This window comes from Streptomyces sp. NPDC025638, assembly GCF_055558775.1.
Map to the genome: position 1 here is coordinate 151,583 of NZ_JBVHLX010000010.1, position 17,764 is coordinate 169,346.

Consider the following 17,764-nt stretch of genomic DNA (forward strand, 5'->3'; position numbering starts at 1 on the left):
GCCTTCCGGGTCCGGTTGGCCCAACTTCCCCACAGACCGGCGCCTATCGCAGCGACAAACGGAATAAGCAACCAGGCGAGCGCCGCCATGCCGACCTCCCGACCCCATGAGCGTCCGCAACTGACTGATCAGCAGATTAACCATCCGCACTGACAACGCTCACGCCGGGGGTGTGGTTACGCAACCGGAGGACGGCGGGGTGAATTCAGCAGGCCCCGACCCATTCCTCGGTCCCGTCGGAGAACTTCTGGTGCTTCCAGATGGGCACTTCGTGCTTGAGGTCGTCGATCAGCTTCCGGCAGGCCTCGAAGGCCTCGCCCCGGTGCGGACACGCGACCGCGACGACGACGGCGAGATCCCCGACCCCGAGGTCCCCCACACGGTGGACGGCGGCCAGCGCCCGCACCGGGAACTCCGCGACCACCTTCTCGGCGATCCTCCGCATCTCGTCCTCGGCGCTCGGGTGGCACGAGTACCCGAGCTCATCGACGTCGGCCCCGCCGTCGTGATTCCGCACGGTCCCCACGAAGAGCGCGATGCCGCCCGCCGCCTCGTCCCCGACGGCCCGGAAAACCTCGTCCACGGAGAGCGCGGTCTCGCGGATGGCGATCAGCTTGATGGGCTGCTGAGCCGTCTGCTCGCCGGGGTGATCGTTCGTGAGTGCCATGCCTCCATCGTGCCCCATGCTTCGGACGACACGGAATGCGGCTTTCATCAGTCACGCGCGCGGGGCGATTCGGAGTGTCCTACAGGGCCACTCCGCAACCGGCCTCCCGCCGGTCCGGGAGCGGAGAACGGGAGCCGCTGGGGCGGATGATGGAGGCAGAGCCCCTTGGCTCACAGGCGCCGCCGAGCCTTCCGAGCCCGCCGGACCACGGCGGCAGCGCCCAGCAGGGCCACCGTCGCCCCCGCCGCACCCGCGGCCGTGGCGTCCTTGCGGCCGAGCCGCCGCCCCGCGACCGTGTGCCGCCCGGACACCTCCTCCAGCAGCTCCGCGAGCACCTCCTCATTGGTCCACCGCGGCCGCCACCCGGCGTCGTGCAGCCGGCTCCCGCTCACCACCCAGGGGTACATCGTGTACGCCAGGTCCCCGGCCGGCGACGGAGTGAGCCCGATCCGGTGCAGCCGTGCCGCGGCACCCAGCGCGACGGCCGACGGCAGCTCCATCCGCCGGATCCCGCTGAGCTCCTCGACCTCCTCCTGCTCCAGCCACCCGTCGCAGCCGACGGCCAGCTCCCCGTCGACCTTCTCCACGACCGCGTACTCCAGAGCACTGCACAGATCCTCGACGTGGCAGAACTGCCAGGCGGGCCGCGACCCGGCCACGACAAGCAGCCGAGGCGACTCGAAGTACCTGGTCAGCGCGGTGTCGGTGCCCCCGACCAGCACGGCGGGCCGCACCACGGTGACATTGAGCCCCGGATGCGCCCGCGGAGCGCGCCGCGCGAGCCGCTCGATCTCCAGCAGGTCCCCCACACCGGTGGCCTCGGCCGTCGCCCGCAGCTCCGCGTCCTCCGACAGCGGCAGCTCGTTGTCCGGCAGCGCCCCGTAGACCATCGACGACGTGCACAGCACCACACGGTGCACTCCGGCCGCCGCCGCGGCGGTCAGCACGGTCTGCGTCCCCCGTACGTTGTAGGCCGTCCGGGCGGCGGCGTCACTCCCCAGGTCGAGGTCGAGCGCCAGGTGCACCACCACGTCCGCGCCCCGCAGCTTGTCCGCGATGGCCGGATCCCGCACATCGAGAATGTGCCACTGCGCCGCCGCGCACTCACCGCGCCGCTCGTCGATGGCGACGACCTGCTTGATCGCCTCGGACGCGGCGAGCCGCTCGGTGAGCAGCGCGCCGACCCCGGTCGCGGCACCGGTGACCGCGACAACGGGCCCGCGCACCGCGGGAGGGGTGGAATGGTTTCGCGCTCCGCGAACCTGCGGATCTGGGGAACTCACCGGGCGTCTCCAGCGGTTGTCTTCAGTACGGGCGCGAGTGACGCGTACGTACCAGGTGGCATCCATCCTGCCGCAGGCCGAGAGTCGGCGAAGCACCGAGGCCCGAACCGGCCCGGGTGTCTACGCTGGGTGGTGTTGTCGGGCAGCCGCGCCGCCGGAGAGAACCGGCGGCCTTACCAGCCGAGGAACCCCGTGAGTGACACCCCATTCGGATTCGGCCTTCCGCCGGAGGAGCCGGAAGACGGCGACGAGGGCAAGAAGAAGGACCAGCAGAGCGGTGGTGGGCAGGGACCGGCCAACCCGTTCGGTTTCGGGCCCGGAGCCGGGGGCCTTGGCAGCCCTGGTGCGGACAATCCGCTCGCTGCCATGTTCGGTTCACTGAACCCCACCGACCTGGGCGCCGCGTTCCAGCAGCTGGGCCAGATGCTCTCCTACGAGGGCGGCCCGGTGAACTGGGACATGGCCAAGCAGATCGCCCGCCAGACGGTCTCCCAGGGCACGCAGGACGGCGTCAAGGACACGAGCATCGGCCCGGCCGAGCGCACGGCGGTCGAGGAGGCCGTCCGCCTGGCCGACCTGTGGCTGGACGACGCGACGTCCCTGCCGTCCGGTGCCGGCTCCGCGGTGGCGTGGTCGCGCGCCGAGTGGGTCGAGGCGACCCTGCCCGCGTGGAAGGAGCTCGTCGACCCGGTCGCGGAGCGCGTCGGCGCGGCGATGGGCGATGTCCTGCCGGAGGAGATGCAGGCCATGGCCGGCCCGCTGATCGGCATGATGCGCTCGATGGGCGGTGCCATGTTCGGCACGCAGATCGGGCAGGCCGTGGGCGTGCTCGCGGGCGAGGTCGTCGGCTCGACCGACATCGGGCTGCCGCTCGGCCCGGCGGGCAAGGCCGCCCTGCTGCCGGTGAACATCGAGGCGTTCGGCAAGGACCTGGGCGTGCCGAAGGACGAGGTGCGGCTCTACCTCGCCCTGCGCGAGGCCGCCCACCAGCGCCTGTTCGCCCATGTGCCGTGGCTGCGCTCGCATCTGTTCGGCGCGGTCGACGGGTACGCGCGCGGGATCAAGGTCGACACGGCCAAGCTGGAGGACGTCGTCGGCCAGTTCGATCCACAGAACCCGGAGCAGCTGCAGGACGCGCTTCAGCAGGGCATGTTCCAGCCGGAGGACACGCCCGAGCAGAAGGCCGCTCTGGCCCGTCTGGAGACGGCTCTGGCGCTCGTCGAGGGCTGGGTGGACGCGGTGGTCCACGCGGCCGCGAAGCCGCGTCTGTCGTCCGCCGACGCCCTGCGCGAGACGCTGCGCCGCCGCCGTGCCACGGGCGGCCCGGCGGAGCAGACGTTCGCCACGCTGATCGGCCTGGAGCTGCGCCCGCGCCGGCTGCGCGACGCCTCCCGCCTGTGGGCCTCGCTCACCGACGCCCGCGGGGTCGACGGCCGGGACGCCCTGTGGGCCCACCCGGACATGCTGCCGACGGCCACCGACCTGGACGACCCGGACGGCTTCGTGCACCGCGAGCAGCTCGACTTCTCCGAGCTGGACAAGCTCCTCGGTGAGGCGGCGGGCGGCTCCGGCGAGAAGCCGAACCTGAAGAAGGACACCGAGGACGACAAGGGCGACGACACCGAGTGAGCCTGCACGACGACGCGGTCCTCGTGCTGAAGGGCTTCGGGGGCCAGGAAGAGCTGTGCCGGTCCTACCTGGACCATTTGGCGGAACACCCGGACGGCATGTGGAAGGCCTGCCACGCGGGCCACGTCACGGCGAGCGCTCTGGTGATCGACCCGGAGCGCGGCCGTGTGCTGCTCACCCTGCACAGGAAGCTGCGGATGTGGCTGCAGATGGGCGGCCACTGCGAGCCGGGCGACGTGACGCTGGAGGCGGCGGCGCTGCGTGAGGCGACCGAGGAGTCCGGCATCCGGGGTCTGACGCTGCTTGCGGGCGGCCCGGTCCGCCTGGACCGGCATCCGATCCCCCCGCCGTGCCACTGGCACTTCGACGTCCAGTACGCGGTCCTCGCCCCGCGCGACGCCGAGCACGCCGTCAGCGACGAGTCGCTGGACGTGCGCTGGTTCGCCTACGACGAGGTGGCGGAGGTCGCCGACGACTCGGTCGTACGGCTGCTGGAGGCGACGCGCGCCAGGCTCGGAGCCTGAGCCACGACGGGTAAGGGGCGGCCGCCCAGGCGGTCGCCCCTTACGTCGGCTTGCCGGACGCTCAGCTCCAGACGTTCCCCTGGTTCTGCGCTCGCGCCCCGTGCTGCCCCATGCCGAACTGCGCGGCGACGCCCTGGCCGATCACCGCGTTCTGCGGCGGCAGCAGCTCACTGGGCTGGACCAGCGCGAAGCCGCTGCCCATGAAGCTCAGCTCCCAGCCCTCGCCGGTGTTGCCGCGCCGCCGCCACACACCGGAGGAGTGCGTCTGGGCCTGCATCTGCACACGCAGCCCGGTGGACCAGGCGACGATCGCGTCGGCGTCGCAGTTGACGTACTTGTCGGGCGTGACCTGCATCATCAGCGGCGCACCGGAGGTCATCAGGGCAACCTTGCCGCGACCGGTGATGTTGAGCTGGTACTTCCCGGAGCCGGAGATGCCGTACAGGCTGTCGACGGCGATGACCTCGTGGTGCAGTGAGGAGTCCATGGCCAGGACATAGCTGCTGTCGACGGTCAGCCCGTCCTGTTCCACGTCCACCACGTGGATGTGCTGGGCGAGGTTGGCGAGGTAGACCGTGCCCTGCCCGTGGCAGCGCATCAGGTTGAGACCCTCGCCGGTGTAGGCACGCGCGCGCGCCTGGTTGTTGCTCTGGTACTCGGCGTCGAACTCGACGAGGCCCTGGTAGGCGACCATGGTGCCCTTGCGGGCGAGGATGTCGTCGTGGCCCTCCAGGACGACGCGCAGCATCTGCTTGCTCTGCAGGCTGTAGCGCTCCTGGGCCTGTGAGTCGTTGAAGGCGAAAAGCGGGCTCTGCATGGTGTCTCTGGTCCCCCTCAGCCCCGGATCCGGAGGCGGTCGGTGCTGTCCTCGCTGGGCTGGACGACGACGATCCCCTGGCCGGAGAAGGCCATCTGGAAGGCCTCGCCGCTGCCCCGGCCGATCAGCGACTGCGCCTTGAAGCTGCGCTTGCCCTTGACCTTGAGGTTCGGGGACCAGGCGACGAGCGCGTCGGGGTCGACGTACGTCTCGTCCTCACCGCCGCCGCAGTCGACGACGATCGGCTTGCCGCGCGAGGTCAGGGCCACCCAGCCCTGACCGGAGATCTTCGTGTTCCACAGCCCCTGTCCGGCGAACTTCGCCAGCCCCTTGACCCGCTCCACGCCCCAGGTGAGGTGCGCGTCGAAGGCGAGCAGGTTGGTGGCGTTGACGGAGATGCCGTCGCCGTTGAGGTTGATCACGACGACGTTCGCCCCGTAGTCGGCGAGGTAGAGCAGGCCGTCGCCGGAGCACTTCATCAGGGGGGCACCCTCGCCGGTGATCCAGTCGCGGGCGATCTGGCGCACGGCCGGCGGGTTGGGCTCGTACTGGACGAAGCCCTCGTAGGCGACCATCGACCCCACGCGCGCGAGGAGGTCGTTCCCGGTCTGCATGGCGACCTTCAGCATGTGGTTGCCGTGGTTCTCCATGCGGGTGGTGACGGGTGCGGGGGCGTAGCCCGCGAGTGGCTGGTTCATGACGGGCTCCCTCAGACCTCGTACGGCTGGACGACGATGAAGTTGCCGGGCGCTCCCCGGAACTGGAGGTTGACGCTCTCGCCGGTGTCGCCCGGATAGGCGTTGCGGCGCATCCGGACCTGGCTGGAGACGATCACCTGGGAGGCGGCGGACCACGCGACCACCGCGTTGCAGTCGGCGAACGTGGTGGGCGTCACCGGCAGGACGACGGGCGTGCCGTGCGTCTTGACGACGATCGTGCCGGTCCCCTGGAACTGCATCGTGAACAGCGCGCCCCCGGGAATGCCGTGTCCCTCGACGCGGCGGACCTCGTACTGGAGGCTCTCGTCGAAGGCGAGGACGTTCTCCGCGGAGACACAGATCGCGTCGCCCTGGAGCTCGACGGGGTGCAGGTGGGTGGAGTTCTCGGCGAGGAACACCTGGCCGTGGCCGGTACAGCGCATCAGCTGCATCTCCTGGCCGGTCGCGTTGCCCACGATCCGGCCGGCGAAACCGGCGCCCTTGTAGCTGAAGTCGACCTTGCCCTGGTAGAGCACCATGCTGCCCTGGCGGGCGAGGACGGGCTGGCCGCCGATACCGAGGTCGACCCGGATCAGCTTCTTGTTCTGCTGCGTCCAGCGCTGCCCGGTGGGCGTCTCCTTGAACTGCTGGAGCGCGGCGGCCACACCGGCGCCGCCCTGGGGAGCGCCCTGCGGCACTCCGTAGGAGGCGGGCTGCTGGCCGGGGACCTGCCCGAACGGCGCCTGCTGACCATAGCCCGGGGGCGGGGTCGGCTGGCCGTAGCCGGGGGGCGGGGCCTGCGGCGCCGGGGGCTGGCCGTAGCCGGGGGGCATGGGTGCGTTCGGGGCGGCAGGCTGTCCGTACGGCTGCTGGGGCTGGCCGTAGGGGGCGGGCGCCGGGGCCGGCGGGGGCACCGTGCCGCCGGCGGGCGGGGCCAGGGGCGCGATGACGGTCGGCGCGGCGTGCACGTTGGGCATGGGCGGCGTGGTTCCCGGCGGGGGGGTGAATCCCTGCGGAACGGGCGCGGGGGCCGGCGCCGGTGCGGGAGCAGGGGCCGGGGCGGGAGCAGGGGCCGGGGCGGCCGGGGCACCGAACGCGGGCGGGGCCGCGGCCTGGGCGGGCGCGGCGAAGCCCGGAGCGGCACCGGTCTGCGGCTGCTGCGGGGCGGCGGGCGCCTCCTCTTCGGCGACCTCACCGCCGAAGTTCTTCAGCAGCGCCTCCAGGCCGCCGTCGAAGCCCTGGCCGACGGCGGCGAACCGCCACACGTCCTTCAGGTAGAAGTCGCCCAGCATCACGGCCCGCTCGGTGGAGAACTCCGAGCCGTTGAAGGAGTACCGGGCCACCTCCTCACCGCCGGCGACGATGCGGACGTATCCGGGGTTGATCTGCGACATCTGCCCGGCGCCGTCGATCGTCGCCGTGAACGACAGCTTCTGGATCTGCGGCGGGATCCTGTCCAGCGTGATCCGGAAGGACTCCGTGTCGCCCGCCTGGGCGCCCAGCAGCTGGATGGACTCCTCGGGGGACTTCGGCTGGTTGAAGAAGACGAAGTACCGGTCGTCCGAGAGACGTTCGTCGGCGTCGAGGCCGAAGCAGCTGATGTCGAAGGTCAGTCCGGGGGCGGAAATCTGCACGCCTACGTACAGATCCATGCCCGCGGTGAGGTCACTGATCCTGGCCTTGTGGCCGCGTTGGAATTCCCTGGCCATGCGTAACGACCGTCCCCCATCCCGAATGTAAGTGCGTCGCGCCAGGCTAACGGCAAAACCGGACACCGGACGACGTCGGTACAGACCCGGTACACAACCGCGCTCAGCGGCGTGGGACGCTCCGCCCGCCGGGCAGTTCACTCACCGCGCACATCGGGCAAATGAGGCAAACGTCCCGCCGCGACCACACCTTCGAGATAACCGCGGGCCCGCTCGGTCCGCGGGTAGGCCTCCAACAGCCGCCAGAAACGAGGCCCGTGCCCGGGCACCAGCAGATGCGCGAGCTCATGGCACAGCACATAGTCGACCACGTACTCCGGCATGCCCTGCAACCGGTGCGAGAGGCGAATACTCCCCTCGGCCGGGGTGCACGACCCCCAACGCGTGTTCTGATTTGTGACCCAGCGCACAGAGGCGGGCCGTGCCCGGCCGCCGAAGTACTGGTCCGACAGCCGCTGGGCACGCTCGGCCAGTTCGGCGTCGCCCAGCACTCGCCTGCTCTCCTGGGCGGCGAGTTTGTCGAGCATGACGGTCACCCAGCGTTGCTCCTCCGCCTCGGACATCCGGGCGGGGATCAGCACGACGGTGCGATCGCCCTCGCGGTACGCGGAGACCGTCCGGCGTCGCCGGGCGCTCCTGCGAACCTCGATCGCGCTCGCCCCCGAGCCGCTCGGCGGCAGGCTCGTCGTGCTGCGCTGTGGCTTTCCGGCGCGGTGCAGGGGGTCGGCGGGCACGCCCCGACGTTACCCGCTGCACTGGCGTGAAGTCCCGGGTCCGGGACGGTTCAATGCCGATCCCCCACATGCGTTTGATTTGTACGACGAAAACCCACCGCCTGTGGACAACTTTCGGCGCCCGCCCCCGCCACCGGGCATGCTGGCACTTGTCGGCGGAACGCGACCGGTTCCCCGGCGAACAGGGATGTTCCGGGATTTTTCTGATGCAACGGGGGATCTGTGATGCATCCGATGGTGAAACCCGCGCTCAGGCGCGGCTGGCGCGACCTCAATACCGTGCAGTTCGGGATGACTCCGGCACACGCGATGACGCTCGGTCCGATGGACGCGGCGACGGGCAGCTTCCTGGACCTGCTCAACGGCACGCGCGGGCTTCCGCTCCTGCGCGAAGAGGGCCACGGCATGGACCTGCCGGACGGCCATGTCGACGCGCTGGTGGAGCGGCTGTCGCGCTCGGGCCTGCTCGACGATGCCCGGGGCGGCGGGCCTGCGGCCGATGCCCTGCGGGAGAAGAAGGACGTCTTGGACCGGCTGCGCCCCGATCTGGCGTCGCTGTCCCTGATCACGTCCGAACCGGGCGGCGCGATCGGCCGCATGGCGGCCCGCCGCTCCCTGCGCGTACAGGTGAGGGGTGCGGGCCGGGTCGGCTGCGTGCTGGCCGCGCTGCTGTCCGGCGCGGGGGTCGGCGAGGTGGATGTGCGCGACGTCGGCCGGGTCGAGCCGTGGGACGTCGCGCCGGGCGGGCTGCCCCCGGAGTCGGTCGGCGAGCGCAGGAACGAGGCGGCGCGCCAGGCGGTCCGCGGGGCGGCGCCCGACCACCCACCCCGCCGAAGCCGCCCCGCACCGCCCGCCGCCGACGACCCCGGCTTCTCGTTGGTGATCCTCGCCCCCAGGGACGACGTGTCCGTCCACACACCCGACCCGTCCTCCGCCGAGGCGCTCATGACCACCGGAACCCCCCATCTCTACGCGGGTGTCGTGGAGGGCACCGGCATCGTCGGGCCCTTCGTCCTGCCGGGCGGGACCGGCTGCGCCGGCTGTCTTCACCAGGACCGCACGGACCGGGATCCGGCCTGGCCCCGGCTGGTCGCACAGTGGCGCTCCGGCAGGGCACGCCGGGTGGGCGCGTGCGATCTGACGCTGGCGACGACCGTCGCCGGACTCGCCGCCGCCCACGCGCTCGCCTTCCTGGACGGGGAGTCGCCGTCGAGCACGGGCGCCCGATGGGAGGTCTCCCTGCCGGCTCTCCACTGGCATGCGCGACCGGTCTGGCCGCACCCGGCATGCCCGTGCGGAGCCGCGGAGAGAGGTATGGGGGAACACACCTCAACGAATGCGGAAGGGCACGAGACAATGGCGGGACAACGGCCGTCGGCGGAGCGACCGCGCAAGGCAGACGCCGTGCGGCCGGCTGGGACTTGGAGGGCGCATGTCTGATCTTCCCCGGAAGGCGGTCACCCGGACCGCCAAGCTCGCCGCGCTCCCGCTCGGCTTCGCCGGCCGGGCGACCTGGGGCCTGGGCAAGCGGATCGTAGGCGAGTCCGCGGAGATCGTCGGCCGCGAGTTGCAACAACGCACGGCGGAGCAGCTGTTCAAGGTCCTCGGGGAGCTGAAGGGCGGTGCGATGAAGTTCGGGCAGGCCATGTCCGTCTTCGAGTCGGCGCTGCCCGAGGAGATCGCCGGCCCCTACCGCGCCGCGCTGACGAAGCTCCAGGACGCGGCGCCGCCGATGCCCACCCGCACCGTGCACTCCGTGCTCGTGGAACGGCTGGGGGCGGACTGGCGGGATCTGTTCCTGGAGTTCGAGGACAAACCGTCCGCGGCGGCCTCGATCGGACAGGTGCACCGGGGTGTGTGGCACGACGGCCGCGAGGTGGCGGTCAAAGTGCAGTACCCCGGAGCGGGCGAGGCCCTCCTCTCCGACCTGACCCAACTGAGCCGGTTCGCCCGCCTGTTGGGCCCGCTCATCCCCGGCATGGACATCAAGCCGCTGATCGCCGAGCTCCGGGACCGCGTCTCGGAGGAGCTCGACTACGGCCTGGAGGCCCAGGCCCAGCAGGTGCACGCGGAGGAGTTCCAGGACGACCCCGATGTGCTGGTCCCCGCAGTGGTCCACCAGTGCGACCAGATCCTGGTCACCGAGTGGATCGACGGGATCCCCCTCTCGGAGGTGATCGCGGACGGCACGACGGAACAACGCGACCGCGCCGGCCAGCTCCTGGCCCGCTTCCTCTTCTCGGGCCCGGCCCGCACCGGTCTGCTGCACGCCGATCCGCACCCGGGCAACTTCCGCCTGCTCCCCGGCGGCCCGGACGGCGAGGACGACTGGCGTCTGGGCGTCCTCGACTTCGGCACCGTCGACCGCCTCCCCGGAGGCCTGCCGACACCGATCGGCGACTCCCTGCGCATGACCCTGGACGGCGAGGCCGAGGCGGTCTACGAGCTGCTGTGCGGTGAGGGGTTCGTCAAGTCGTCCATAGAGCTGGACCCGGACGCGGTCCTCGACTACCTCCTGCCGATCATCGAGCCGGCCCTGGTGGACGAGTTCACCTTCACCCGCAACTGGATGCGCAGCCAGGCGGCCCGCATCGCCGACCCCCGCTCCCCCGCCTACCAACTCGGCAAACAGCTCAACCTGCCCCCCTCGTACCTCCTGATACACCGGGTGACCCTGAGCACCATCGGCGTGCTGTGCCAGCTGGGGGCGACGGTCCGGCTGCGCCAGGAACTGGAGGAGTGGCTGCCGGGGTTCGTGCCGGGGGAGGTGGACGACTCGGCGGCGGGGGCCTGAGAGCCGTCACCACCAGGCCGAGTCCAGCCGGCCCTCGATCGCCCTGAGGTTGTCCCGGGCGCAGGCGTCGCAGAAGTAGTGACGCGCGCCGTTCTCCACGGAGAAGGTCCAGGTGGGCTGCGGATCCTCGGCGCGGGTGCCGCAGCGGGCACACACCAGGAAGCGGGGCTCCGCGGGGAAGCCGCCGTGGTCACTGTCTCCGGGACGACTCGTCACCCGGTGACGATAACGCCGTGACCGGACATTGTGCGCGTAAACGCACCGCGGGGGCCGGTCCGTTCGGACGGACCGGCCCCCGCGGGGAGCTATCGCCTCCCGTTGCCGGGAGGCCACCGCTTCAGGTGTGGTGGGTTACTGCATGACGGCCATGGCCAGCGCACGGCGGGCGCGCATCGAGGCGCGCTCGGCCCGGCGCTGCATCCGGCGGGCAGTCGCCAGGCGCAGCGCCCGGCGTTCCCGCTCGGCCTCGTGCAGCCGGTCGCGCATATGCGCACGAGCCAGGGCTTCTGGGATGAGTTGCATCTCTCGGGTCCTGTTCTGACGCGAGTCGGTCGCGCCACTGGTGGTGAAGTCTGGGGTTGCGGAGCCTGCGGGCTCGTTGGTGGACGGCTTCATCGGGGCCTGCTTCTTGGGGTCGTGCGTGAGGGGGCGATCGATCGTTCCTGCGGTGTTCATGCCGTGACCGGGTTCTTGCGCGGGCGACCACGCGGCCGCTTCCGGGCGACGACGACACCCTGGACGAACAGCTCGCCACCCCAGACGCCCCAGGGCTCACGCCGCTCCTTGGCGCCGGCGAGGCAGGCCTCGATCAGCGGGCAGGTGCGGCAGAGGGACTTGGCGTACTCGACGTCGGCCGGCGACTCGGCGAAGAAGACCTCCGGGTCGTAGGACCGGCAGGGGACGGGTACGCCGAGGTTCTCGATGGCGTCGTCGAGCGCGGTGAGCGCAGTGAGCGGGGTCAAGGTGGAGTCCTCCGTGAGGCCGGGCGGGGGGATCGTTTCGGAAGGCGGTACGGACGGGGCGTGCGCTTCGAGTTGCACGGTTCGTCTTCCTCGTCTGGTCGTTCCGGTCCGGTGGGACCGGGTGGCGGCTGGTACCGGGTTCTTTTCTTGTCCCGAGGCTCCTTCGCTCCGTCGCCCCCGTTCGGGGCAAACAGAAGGGCCGCGGATCCCGGATGGGGTTCCGCGGCCCTGAAGGCGCCGGCCTGATTCGATCAGGCTGGATCACTCCAGGGTTCTGGCCCACGGAAGGCCCACATCAGGTGGTGCTGCTTCGTCTGCGTCCGGAATCCGGCACCGGCCGCCGTAAAGGCATAGGCATGGGCCTGTGCCACTACTGCTTCCAGTGCCTTGGTCGGTCGCTCGCTGCGCTCACGGACGGGAAGTTCCGCGAGAGAAACGGAGGCGGACGCCGGACGCGCGGCACGAATGCCGGACAGACCGGTGCCCGGGTTCGAGGCGCCGAGCATGCACAGGGAGACGGCCGAGCGATCGGTCATTTTGACCGTGCTGACAGAGCTGGTGTTGATGCTGATCACTGGACTCGCCTCCTCTCGGCGTCTCTCGGACTGGGGTGAGCCAGCCCGTTCGGATATGCAAGTACAACACGGAATCAGGGCCTCCGAGAAGGCCGCGGTTTCCGTGCCTAGAACCTATGGGGATTGCTGGGGCATGCGCAAACTATTTTTTCGACGAGTTCGTATCAGTCGCGCTCGTCGTCGCCCACGACTTCCCGGCCTGCGCAGATGGCCAGAACTTCGGCTCCGTAGCGGTTGAGTTTGCGCACGCCGACGCCGGGGATGCGGGCCAGTTCGCCGTCGTCGTCGGGGACGGCCTCGGCGATGGCCATCAGCGTCTTGTCGGTGAAGACGCAGAAGGCGGGCTGCCCGCTGCGCCGGGCCTGGTCCGCGCGCCACTCGCGCAGTCGCTCGTAGATCCCCTCGTCCATGTCGGAGGGGCAGTCCTCGCAGCGCATCAGTTTCATCTCGCCCGCGTCCGTGAGCGTCCGGCCGCAGACTCGGCAGCGGGCGGGGGTGCGCTGGGTGCGCCGGGGAGCCGCCACGGTGCCGCTCGTGGAGCCGCGTTCGACGCCTCCGGACGTGCCGGCGGCCGAGCGGCCCATGGTGGCGGCGGAGCCGGGACGCAGTCCGTCGAGGAAGCGGCTGGGGCGGCGGCTCGGACGGCCGCCGGGTGCTCGAGCCAGAGCCCAGGAAACATGGAGCCGTTCTCTGGCGCGGGTCACGCCGACATAGAGGAGCCGGCGTTCCTCCTCGATCTGCTCGTCGGTCTTTGCGTAGGTGATCGGCATCATGCCCTCGGTGATGCCGACCAGGAAGACGACGTCCCACTCCAGGCCCTTGGCGGAGTGCAGTGAGGCCAGGGTGACGCCCTGGACAGTGGGGGCGTGCTGGGCGCCCGCGCGCTCGTCGAGCTCGGCGACGAAGTCGCTCAGGGTGGCGTCGGGCCGGGCGCCCGCGAAGTCGTGGGCGAGGTTGACCAGGGCGGCCAGCGACTCCCAGCGTTCCCGGACGGCCCCGGAGCCGGCCGGCGGCTCGGTGGTCCAGCCCTCGCCCGACAGGACGGCGCGCACCTGGGAGGGCAGGGTCACCACGTCGTCCAGCAGCGTGTCGTTGCCGCCGAAGCGTGCGGCTCCTCGCAGTGCGACGCCGGCCTTGCGTACCTCGGGGCGGTCGAAGAACCGCTCGGCGCCGCGCAACTGGTAGGGGACTCCGGCGTCGGCGAGGGCCTGCTCGTAGGTCTCGGACTGGGAGTTCGTGCGGAACAAAATGGCGATCTCGGCGGCCGGCACGCCGGCGTCGATGAGCTCGCGGATCCGGCGGGCGGCGCCTTCGGCCTCGGCGGGCTCGTCCGGGTATTCGCTGAAGACGGGGTCGGGGCCCGGGGCGCGCTGGGAGACCAGTTCGAGGCGGTGGTCGGCGGCCCGGCCGCGGGCCTGGGCGAGCAAACCGTTGGCGAGGCGGACGACCTGGGGCGTGGAGCGGTAGTCGCGGACGAGCTTGACGACGGTGGCGCCGGGGTGGCGGGCGCGGAAGTCGATCAGGTGGTCGGGGGTTGCTCCCGTGAACGAGTAGATCGTCTGGCTGGCGTCGCCGACGACGCACAGGCTGTCCCGGTCGCCGAGCCACAGCTCCAGCAGGCGCTGCTGGAGGGGGCTGACGTCCTGGTACTCGTCGACCACGAAGTGCTGGTACTGGGAGCGGACCTGGTCGGCGATGTCGTGCCGGTCCTGCAGGACGGCGACGGTCAGCAGCAGGACGTCCTCGAAGTCGATGACGGCGCGGTCACGCTTGAGGTCCTCGTAGACCGCATAGAGCTGGGCGATCTCGGCCGGGTCGCGCGGGGCGTCGCGACCTGCCTTCACGGCGGCGAGCGGATAGTCGGCGGGGACGGTCTGGGTGACCTTGGACCATTCGATCTCGGCGGTGACGTCGCGCAGCTCGCCGCGGTCGAGGCGGATCCGGCAGGCGGCGGCCGCGTCCGCGACGAGCTGGATCTTGCGGTCGACGAGCCGGGGCAGGGAGCCACCGATCGCTTTCGGCCAGAAGTACTGCAGCTGGCGCAGCGCGGCGGAGTGGAACGTGCGGGCCTGGACACCCTGGGCGCCGAGCTGGCGCAGTCGGCCGCGCATCTCGCCCGCGGCACGGTTGGTGAAGGTGACGGCGAGCACGCTGGAGGGCTGGAGAACACCGGCGCGCACGCCATAGGCGATGCGGTGGGTGATCGCCCGCGTCTTGCCCGTGCCGGCGCCCGCCAGCACGCACACCGGACCGTGCAGGGTGGTGGCCACCTCGCGCTGCTCGGGGTCGAGCCCTTCGAGCACCGCGTCGGCCGTGTCCGGTACCGGCGGGAAGAGGGTGGAGTGCGTTGCTGCTGTCACATGGCCATGCTGCCAGGTCGCCGGAGACGGCTGTGCCGGTTGTCCACAGGGAGACCCCTGCAGTCGTACTAATGCGGCAGGCGTCACGTGCGGTGCATACCCCCGGCGGGAATGGCGGCCGGGTCGCGTACGTTCCTGTGCTGGACGACCTACCCCGAGCTGCCATAGGAGCGCGAGCGAGATGCAGGGCACTGTGACGATGTACAGCACCACGTGGTGCGGCTACTGCCGCCGGCTGAAGAGCCAGCTGGACCGCGAGGGGATCGCGTACACCGAGATCAACATCGAGCAGGACCCGGAGTCCGCGGCGTTCGTGGAGAAGGCGAATGGCGGAAACCAGACGGTTCCGACGGTGCGCTTCGCCGACGGCTCGACGCTGACGAACCCCTCGCTCGCGCAGGTCAAGCAGAAGATCGGCGTGTGACGACTGCACGGCCGAGGCTGTTGCAAGAAGGCGGCTCCTGAGATGTCTCAGGAGCCGCCTTCTTCGTGGATCTCGTCAGAAGGAGCTCCGCGTCGGCAGCGGCTTGCCGTACCAGAGCTCGATCAGGCGGGCCGCGATCGAGATGCCGTACGGGGGCAGCACCTCGCCCGACTCGAACGCGGCGTGCAGTTCCTCGCGGGAGAACCAGCGGGCCTCGTGGATCTCGTCGCCGTCGACGTTGACGTCGGTCGAGGTGGCGCGGGCCAGGAAGCCGAGCATGAGGCTGGACGGGAACGGCCACGGCTGGCTGGCGATGTACTCGACCTCGCCGACGGTGATGCCGGCCTCCTCGAAGACTTCCCGGCGCACCGCCTGCTCGATGGACTCGCCGGGTTCGACGAAGCCGGCGAGCGTCGAGAAGCGGCCCTCGGGCCAGTGGACCTGCCGGCCGAGCAGAATGCGGTCGTCCTCGTCGGTGACGGCCATGATCACGGCGGGGTCGGTGCGCGGGTAGTGCTCGGCGCCGCAGGCCGGGCAGCGGCGGATGTGGCCGGCCGCGGCGATGACGGTGCGCTCGCCGCAGCGGGAGCAGAAGCGGTGGGTGCGCTGCCAGTTCTCCAGGCCGACCGCGTGCACCATGAGGCCCGCGTCCCGCGGTGACAGCAGCAGACCGGCCTCGCGCAGACCCGCCGGGCGGGCGGACTGGTCGATGCGGCCGGGCAGGGCGTCCTTCTGGAGCGCGAAGTAGCTGATGCCGTCCTCGTCGGTGCCCAGGAAGTAGCGGTGCGCCTCGGTGAGCGGGGCCTCGAAGGACGGGGTCATCATGAGTTCGGTCCGGCCGTCCACCGTCTCGTCGATGAGGACCTGGCCGCCGGAGACCACGAAGCAGCGGGTCGTGGGGTGGCTCCACGCCGCCGCGAGCCAGGCCTCGTCGAGCCGGTGGTGGGCGGCGCGGTCGATGCCGCTCGGGGCGGTGAGCGAGATGGGTCGGTCGGCGGTGTGGTCGGTCCAGGTGGTCACGGGTGCTTCCAACTCCCCCAGTGGAACGGTTTGTTTCGGCGGGCGGTTCAGCGGGACGAAGGACATGAGGGGACCGGGCCGGGTGCGGACGGGACGGGCGGGGCGGTCCCTCCAGTGTGCCCCGCGCGCGGTACCGCTCCGTGCGGCGCGGGCCGGTCAGGGCGCATGGCGCCAGTTCTCGGCGAGGTCGCCCCACAGATACGCGGAGGTCTCGACGCCCTTGAAGAGGAGGTCGAGCTCGACCTTCTCGTTCGGGGCGTGCCAGCCGTCGGAGGGGACGGAGATACCCAGGAACAGGACGGGCGTGCCGAGGACCTCCTGCAGGTCGGCGGCGGGCCCGGAGCCGCCCTCGCGGGTGAAGCGGACCGGCCCCTCGAAGGCGCGGCCCATGGCGCGGGCCACCGACCGCAGGGCGGGGTGGTCCAGCGGGGTCAGGCACGGGCGCGTGGCCGAGCCGAAGACGATTTCGAGGCGGATCCCGGCGGGCACCTGATCGGCGGTCCAGGCGCGGACGGCCTTCTCGATGTGGTCGGGGTCCTGGCCCGCGACCAGCCGGAAGGACAGCTTCACCATGGCCGAGGACGGGATGATCGTCTTGCTGCCGGGGCCCTGGTAGCCGCCGCCGATGCCGTTGACCTCGGCGGTGGGGCGGGCCCAGATGCGTTCCAGGGTGGTGTGTCCTGCCTCGCCGTGGGTGGCGTGGGACTTGGCGGTGCGCAGCCACTGCCGCTCGTCGAAGGGCAGCTCGGCGAAGAGCGCGCGCTCGCGGTCGGTGAGCTCGACGATGCCGTCGTAGAAACCGGGGACCGCCACGCGCGCGTGCTCGTCGTGCAGGGCGGCGACGAGGCGGGCGGCCGCGGTCGCGGGGTTGGGCACGGCACCGCCGAAGGAGCCCGAGTGGATGTCCTGCTCGGGACCGTACAGCCGGATCTCGCACTCGGCGAGGCCGCGCATGCCGGTGCACACCGTCGGGGTGTCCTCGGACCACATGCCGGTGTCGGAGACGATCACGGCGTCGGCGGCGAGCCGGGCAGCGTGCTCCTCGACAAGGGCCCGGAAGTGCGGGGAGCCGGATTCCTCCTCGCCCTCGATCAGGAGCTTCAGGTTGACGGCCGGGGCGGTACGGCCGGTGGCGGCGAGGTGGGCGCGGACGCCGAGTGTGTGAAAGAGCACCTGGCCCTTGTCGTCGGCCGCCCCGCGCGCGTAGAGACGGTTCCCGCGGACCAGGGGCTCGAAGGGCTCGCTGTCCCAGCCGTCCTCGCGGGCGGCGGGCTGCACGTCGTGGTGGCCGTAGACGAGGACCGTCGGGGCTCCCGGGTCGCCTGCGGGCCACTCGGCGAAGACTGCCGGGGCGCCCGGCGTCTCCCAGACCTCGGCGACGGGGAAGCCGGTCTCCTTGAGCTTGGTGGCGAGCCAGTCGGCGCTGCGCCGGACATCGGGAGCGTGGTCGGGCTGGGCCGACACGGAGGGGATGCGCAGCCATGCGGCGAGGTCGTCGAGGAAGGCGGCGCGGTACTGCTCGATGTACGTACGGACGGCGCTGTCCGGGGTCTGGCTCATGTCCACGA

Annotated in this window: 18 protein-coding genes; 5 read left to right on the top strand and 13 right to left on the bottom strand. The window is 71.3% G+C overall.

Annotation, left to right across the window (positions count from 1 at the left end; genetic code table 11):
• Positions 1-205: 205 nt before the first annotated feature.
• Both ACZ4EG_RS25575 and ACZ4EG_RS25580 read right to left on the bottom strand, forming a co-directional pair.
• Positions 206-667 (bottom strand): molybdenum cofactor biosynthesis protein MoaE, encoded by a 462-nt coding sequence (locus ACZ4EG_RS25575; RefSeq protein WP_453553432.1) that lies wholly within the window; start codon positions 665-667, stop codon positions 206-208.
• 170 nt (positions 668-837) lie between these two features.
• Positions 838-1,950, bottom strand: a complete 1,113-nt coding sequence (locus tag ACZ4EG_RS25580; RefSeq protein WP_467792223.1) for an SDR family oxidoreductase — start codon at positions 1,948-1,950, stop codon at positions 838-840.
• 192 nt (positions 1,951-2,142) lie between these two features.
• Here ACZ4EG_RS25580 and ACZ4EG_RS25585 point away from each other — a divergent pair, with 192 nt between their 5' ends.
• Both ACZ4EG_RS25585 and ACZ4EG_RS25590 read left to right on the top strand, forming a co-directional pair.
• Positions 2,143-3,579 carry a zinc-dependent metalloprotease gene (locus ACZ4EG_RS25585; RefSeq protein WP_453553436.1) on the top strand — a complete coding sequence of 479 codons (1,437 nt, stop codon included), beginning with the start codon at positions 2,143-2,145 and terminating at the stop codon, positions 3,577-3,579.
• Positions 3,576-4,103 (top strand): NUDIX hydrolase, encoded by a 528-nt coding sequence (locus ACZ4EG_RS25590; RefSeq protein ID WP_467792224.1) that lies wholly within the window; start codon positions 3,576-3,578, stop codon positions 4,101-4,103. Before ACZ4EG_RS25585 ends, ACZ4EG_RS25590 begins: the two co-directional genes overlap by 4 nt.
• A gap of 61 nt (positions 4,104-4,164) precedes the next feature.
• Here the strand turns inward: ACZ4EG_RS25590 and ACZ4EG_RS25595 are convergent, their stop codons facing one another.
• The 4 genes from ACZ4EG_RS25595 to ACZ4EG_RS25610 form a co-directional block, all read right to left on the bottom strand.
• Entirely contained in the window at positions 4,165-4,920 is a 756-nt protein-coding gene (locus ACZ4EG_RS25595) for an AIM24 family protein (protein ID WP_263212342.1), read from the bottom strand.
• Between the two features lie 17 nt (positions 4,921-4,937).
• Positions 4,938-5,618 carry an AIM24 family protein gene (locus ACZ4EG_RS25600; protein ID WP_467792225.1) on the bottom strand — a complete coding sequence of 227 codons (681 nt, stop codon included), beginning with the start codon at positions 5,616-5,618 and terminating at the stop codon, positions 4,938-4,940.
• An 11-nt stretch (positions 5,619-5,629) separates the two neighbouring features.
• Positions 5,630-7,327: a TerD family protein gene (locus ACZ4EG_RS25605; protein WP_467792226.1), complete on the bottom strand. Its 1,698-nt coding sequence runs from the start codon at positions 7,325-7,327 to the stop codon at positions 5,630-5,632.
• A gap of 137 nt (positions 7,328-7,464) precedes the next feature.
• Positions 7,465-8,061, bottom strand: a complete 597-nt coding sequence (locus ACZ4EG_RS25610) for a M48 metallopeptidase family protein (protein WP_467792227.1) — start codon at positions 8,059-8,061, stop codon at positions 7,465-7,467.
• A 225-nt stretch (positions 8,062-8,286) separates the two neighbouring features.
• On the opposite strand from ACZ4EG_RS25610, the gene ACZ4EG_RS25615 reads away from it, so the two are divergent.
• Together ACZ4EG_RS25615 and ACZ4EG_RS25620 are read left to right on the top strand one after the other, a co-directional pair.
• Positions 8,287-9,501, top strand: coding sequence for a TOMM precursor leader peptide-binding protein (locus ACZ4EG_RS25615; protein ID WP_467792228.1), 1,215 nt, complete (start codon positions 8,287-8,289; stop codon positions 9,499-9,501).
• Complete coding sequence (locus tag ACZ4EG_RS25620; RefSeq protein ID WP_467792229.1) at positions 9,494-10,855, top strand: ABC1 kinase family protein; 1,362 nt, start codon at positions 9,494-9,496, stop codon at positions 10,853-10,855. Before ACZ4EG_RS25615 ends, ACZ4EG_RS25620 begins: the two co-directional genes overlap by 8 nt.
• Before the next feature lie 6 nt (positions 10,856-10,861).
• Here ACZ4EG_RS25620 and ACZ4EG_RS25625 read toward each other — a convergent pair whose 3' ends face one another.
• The 5 genes from ACZ4EG_RS25625 to ACZ4EG_RS25645 form a co-directional block, all read right to left on the bottom strand.
• The gene (locus ACZ4EG_RS25625) at positions 10,862-11,071 is read right to left on the bottom strand and encodes a hypothetical protein (protein WP_467792230.1); all 210 of its coding nucleotides are present in this window, start codon (positions 11,069-11,071) and stop codon (positions 10,862-10,864) included.
• A 135-nt stretch (positions 11,072-11,206) separates the two neighbouring features.
• A complete protein-coding gene (locus ACZ4EG_RS25630) occupies positions 11,207-11,530 on the bottom strand; it encodes a hypothetical protein (protein ID WP_467792231.1) in 324 nt (107 codons plus the stop codon).
• Positions 11,527-11,895 (bottom strand): WhiB family transcriptional regulator, encoded by a 369-nt coding sequence (locus ACZ4EG_RS25635; RefSeq protein WP_019072119.1) that lies wholly within the window; start codon positions 11,893-11,895, stop codon positions 11,527-11,529. The genes ACZ4EG_RS25630 and ACZ4EG_RS25635 overlap by 4 nt, the downstream gene beginning before the upstream one ends.
• Positions 11,896-12,068: 173 nt before the next feature.
• The gene (locus ACZ4EG_RS25640; RefSeq protein WP_453553451.1) at positions 12,069-12,392 is read right to left on the bottom strand and encodes a hypothetical protein; all 324 of its coding nucleotides are present in this window, start codon (positions 12,390-12,392) and stop codon (positions 12,069-12,071) included.
• A 164-nt stretch (positions 12,393-12,556) separates the two neighbouring features.
• On the bottom strand, positions 12,557-14,752 hold the full coding sequence (locus ACZ4EG_RS25645; protein ID WP_467792232.1) for an ATP-dependent DNA helicase UvrD2: 2,196 nt from the start codon (positions 14,750-14,752) through the stop codon (positions 12,557-12,559).
• Positions 14,753-14,933: 181 nt separating this feature from the next.
• On the opposite strand from ACZ4EG_RS25645, the gene ACZ4EG_RS25650 reads away from it, so the two are divergent.
• Positions 14,934-15,176 carry a mycoredoxin gene (locus ACZ4EG_RS25650; RefSeq protein WP_263212324.1) on the top strand — a complete coding sequence of 81 codons (243 nt, stop codon included), beginning with the start codon at positions 14,934-14,936 and terminating at the stop codon, positions 15,174-15,176.
• Between the two features lie 75 nt (positions 15,177-15,251).
• On the opposite strand, the gene nudC is transcribed toward ACZ4EG_RS25650, so the two are convergent.
• Together nudC and ACZ4EG_RS25660 are read right to left on the bottom strand one after the other, a co-directional pair.
• Complete coding sequence (gene nudC, locus ACZ4EG_RS25655; RefSeq protein WP_453553457.1) at positions 15,252-16,196, bottom strand: NAD(+) diphosphatase; 945 nt, start codon at positions 16,194-16,196, stop codon at positions 15,252-15,254.
• A gap of 156 nt (positions 16,197-16,352) precedes the next feature.
• On the bottom strand, positions 16,353-17,756 hold the full coding sequence (locus tag ACZ4EG_RS25660) for a dipeptidase (protein ID WP_467792233.1): 1,404 nt from the start codon (positions 17,754-17,756) through the stop codon (positions 16,353-16,355).
• Positions 17,757-17,764 lie beyond the last annotated feature (8 nt).

What these genes read in the sequence shown, in the direction of transcription:
- ACZ4EG_RS25615 (WP_467792228.1), top strand. Translation starts at nt 8,287, where the DNA reads ATGCATCCGATGGTGAAACCCGCGCTCAGGCGCGGCTGGCGCGACCTC.
- ACZ4EG_RS25660 (WP_467792233.1), bottom strand. Translation starts at nt 17,756, where the DNA reads ATGAGCCAGACCCCGGACAGCGCCGTCCGTACGTACATCGAGCAGTAC.
- ACZ4EG_RS25650 (WP_263212324.1), top strand. Translation starts at nt 14,934, where the DNA reads ATGCAGGGCACTGTGACGATGTACAGCACCACGTGGTGCGGCTACTGC.
- ACZ4EG_RS25595 (WP_263212342.1), bottom strand. Translation starts at nt 4,920, where the DNA reads ATGCAGAGCCCGCTTTTCGCCTTCAACGACTCACAGGCCCAGGAGCGC.
- ACZ4EG_RS25605 (WP_467792226.1), bottom strand. Translation starts at nt 7,327, where the DNA reads ATGGCCAGGGAATTCCAACGCGGCCACAAGGCCAGGATCAGTGACCTC.
- ACZ4EG_RS25600 (WP_467792225.1), bottom strand. Translation starts at nt 5,618, where the DNA reads ATGAACCAGCCACTCGCGGGCTACGCCCCCGCACCCGTCACCACCCGC.
- ACZ4EG_RS25620 (WP_467792229.1), top strand. Translation starts at nt 9,494, where the DNA reads ATGTCTGATCTTCCCCGGAAGGCGGTCACCCGGACCGCCAAGCTCGCC.
- ACZ4EG_RS25575 (WP_453553432.1), bottom strand. Translation starts at nt 667, where the DNA reads ATGGCACTCACGAACGATCACCCCGGCGAGCAGACGGCTCAGCAGCCC.
- ACZ4EG_RS25630 (WP_467792231.1), bottom strand. Translation starts at nt 11,530, where the DNA reads ATGAACACCGCAGGAACGATCGATCGCCCCCTCACGCACGACCCCAAG.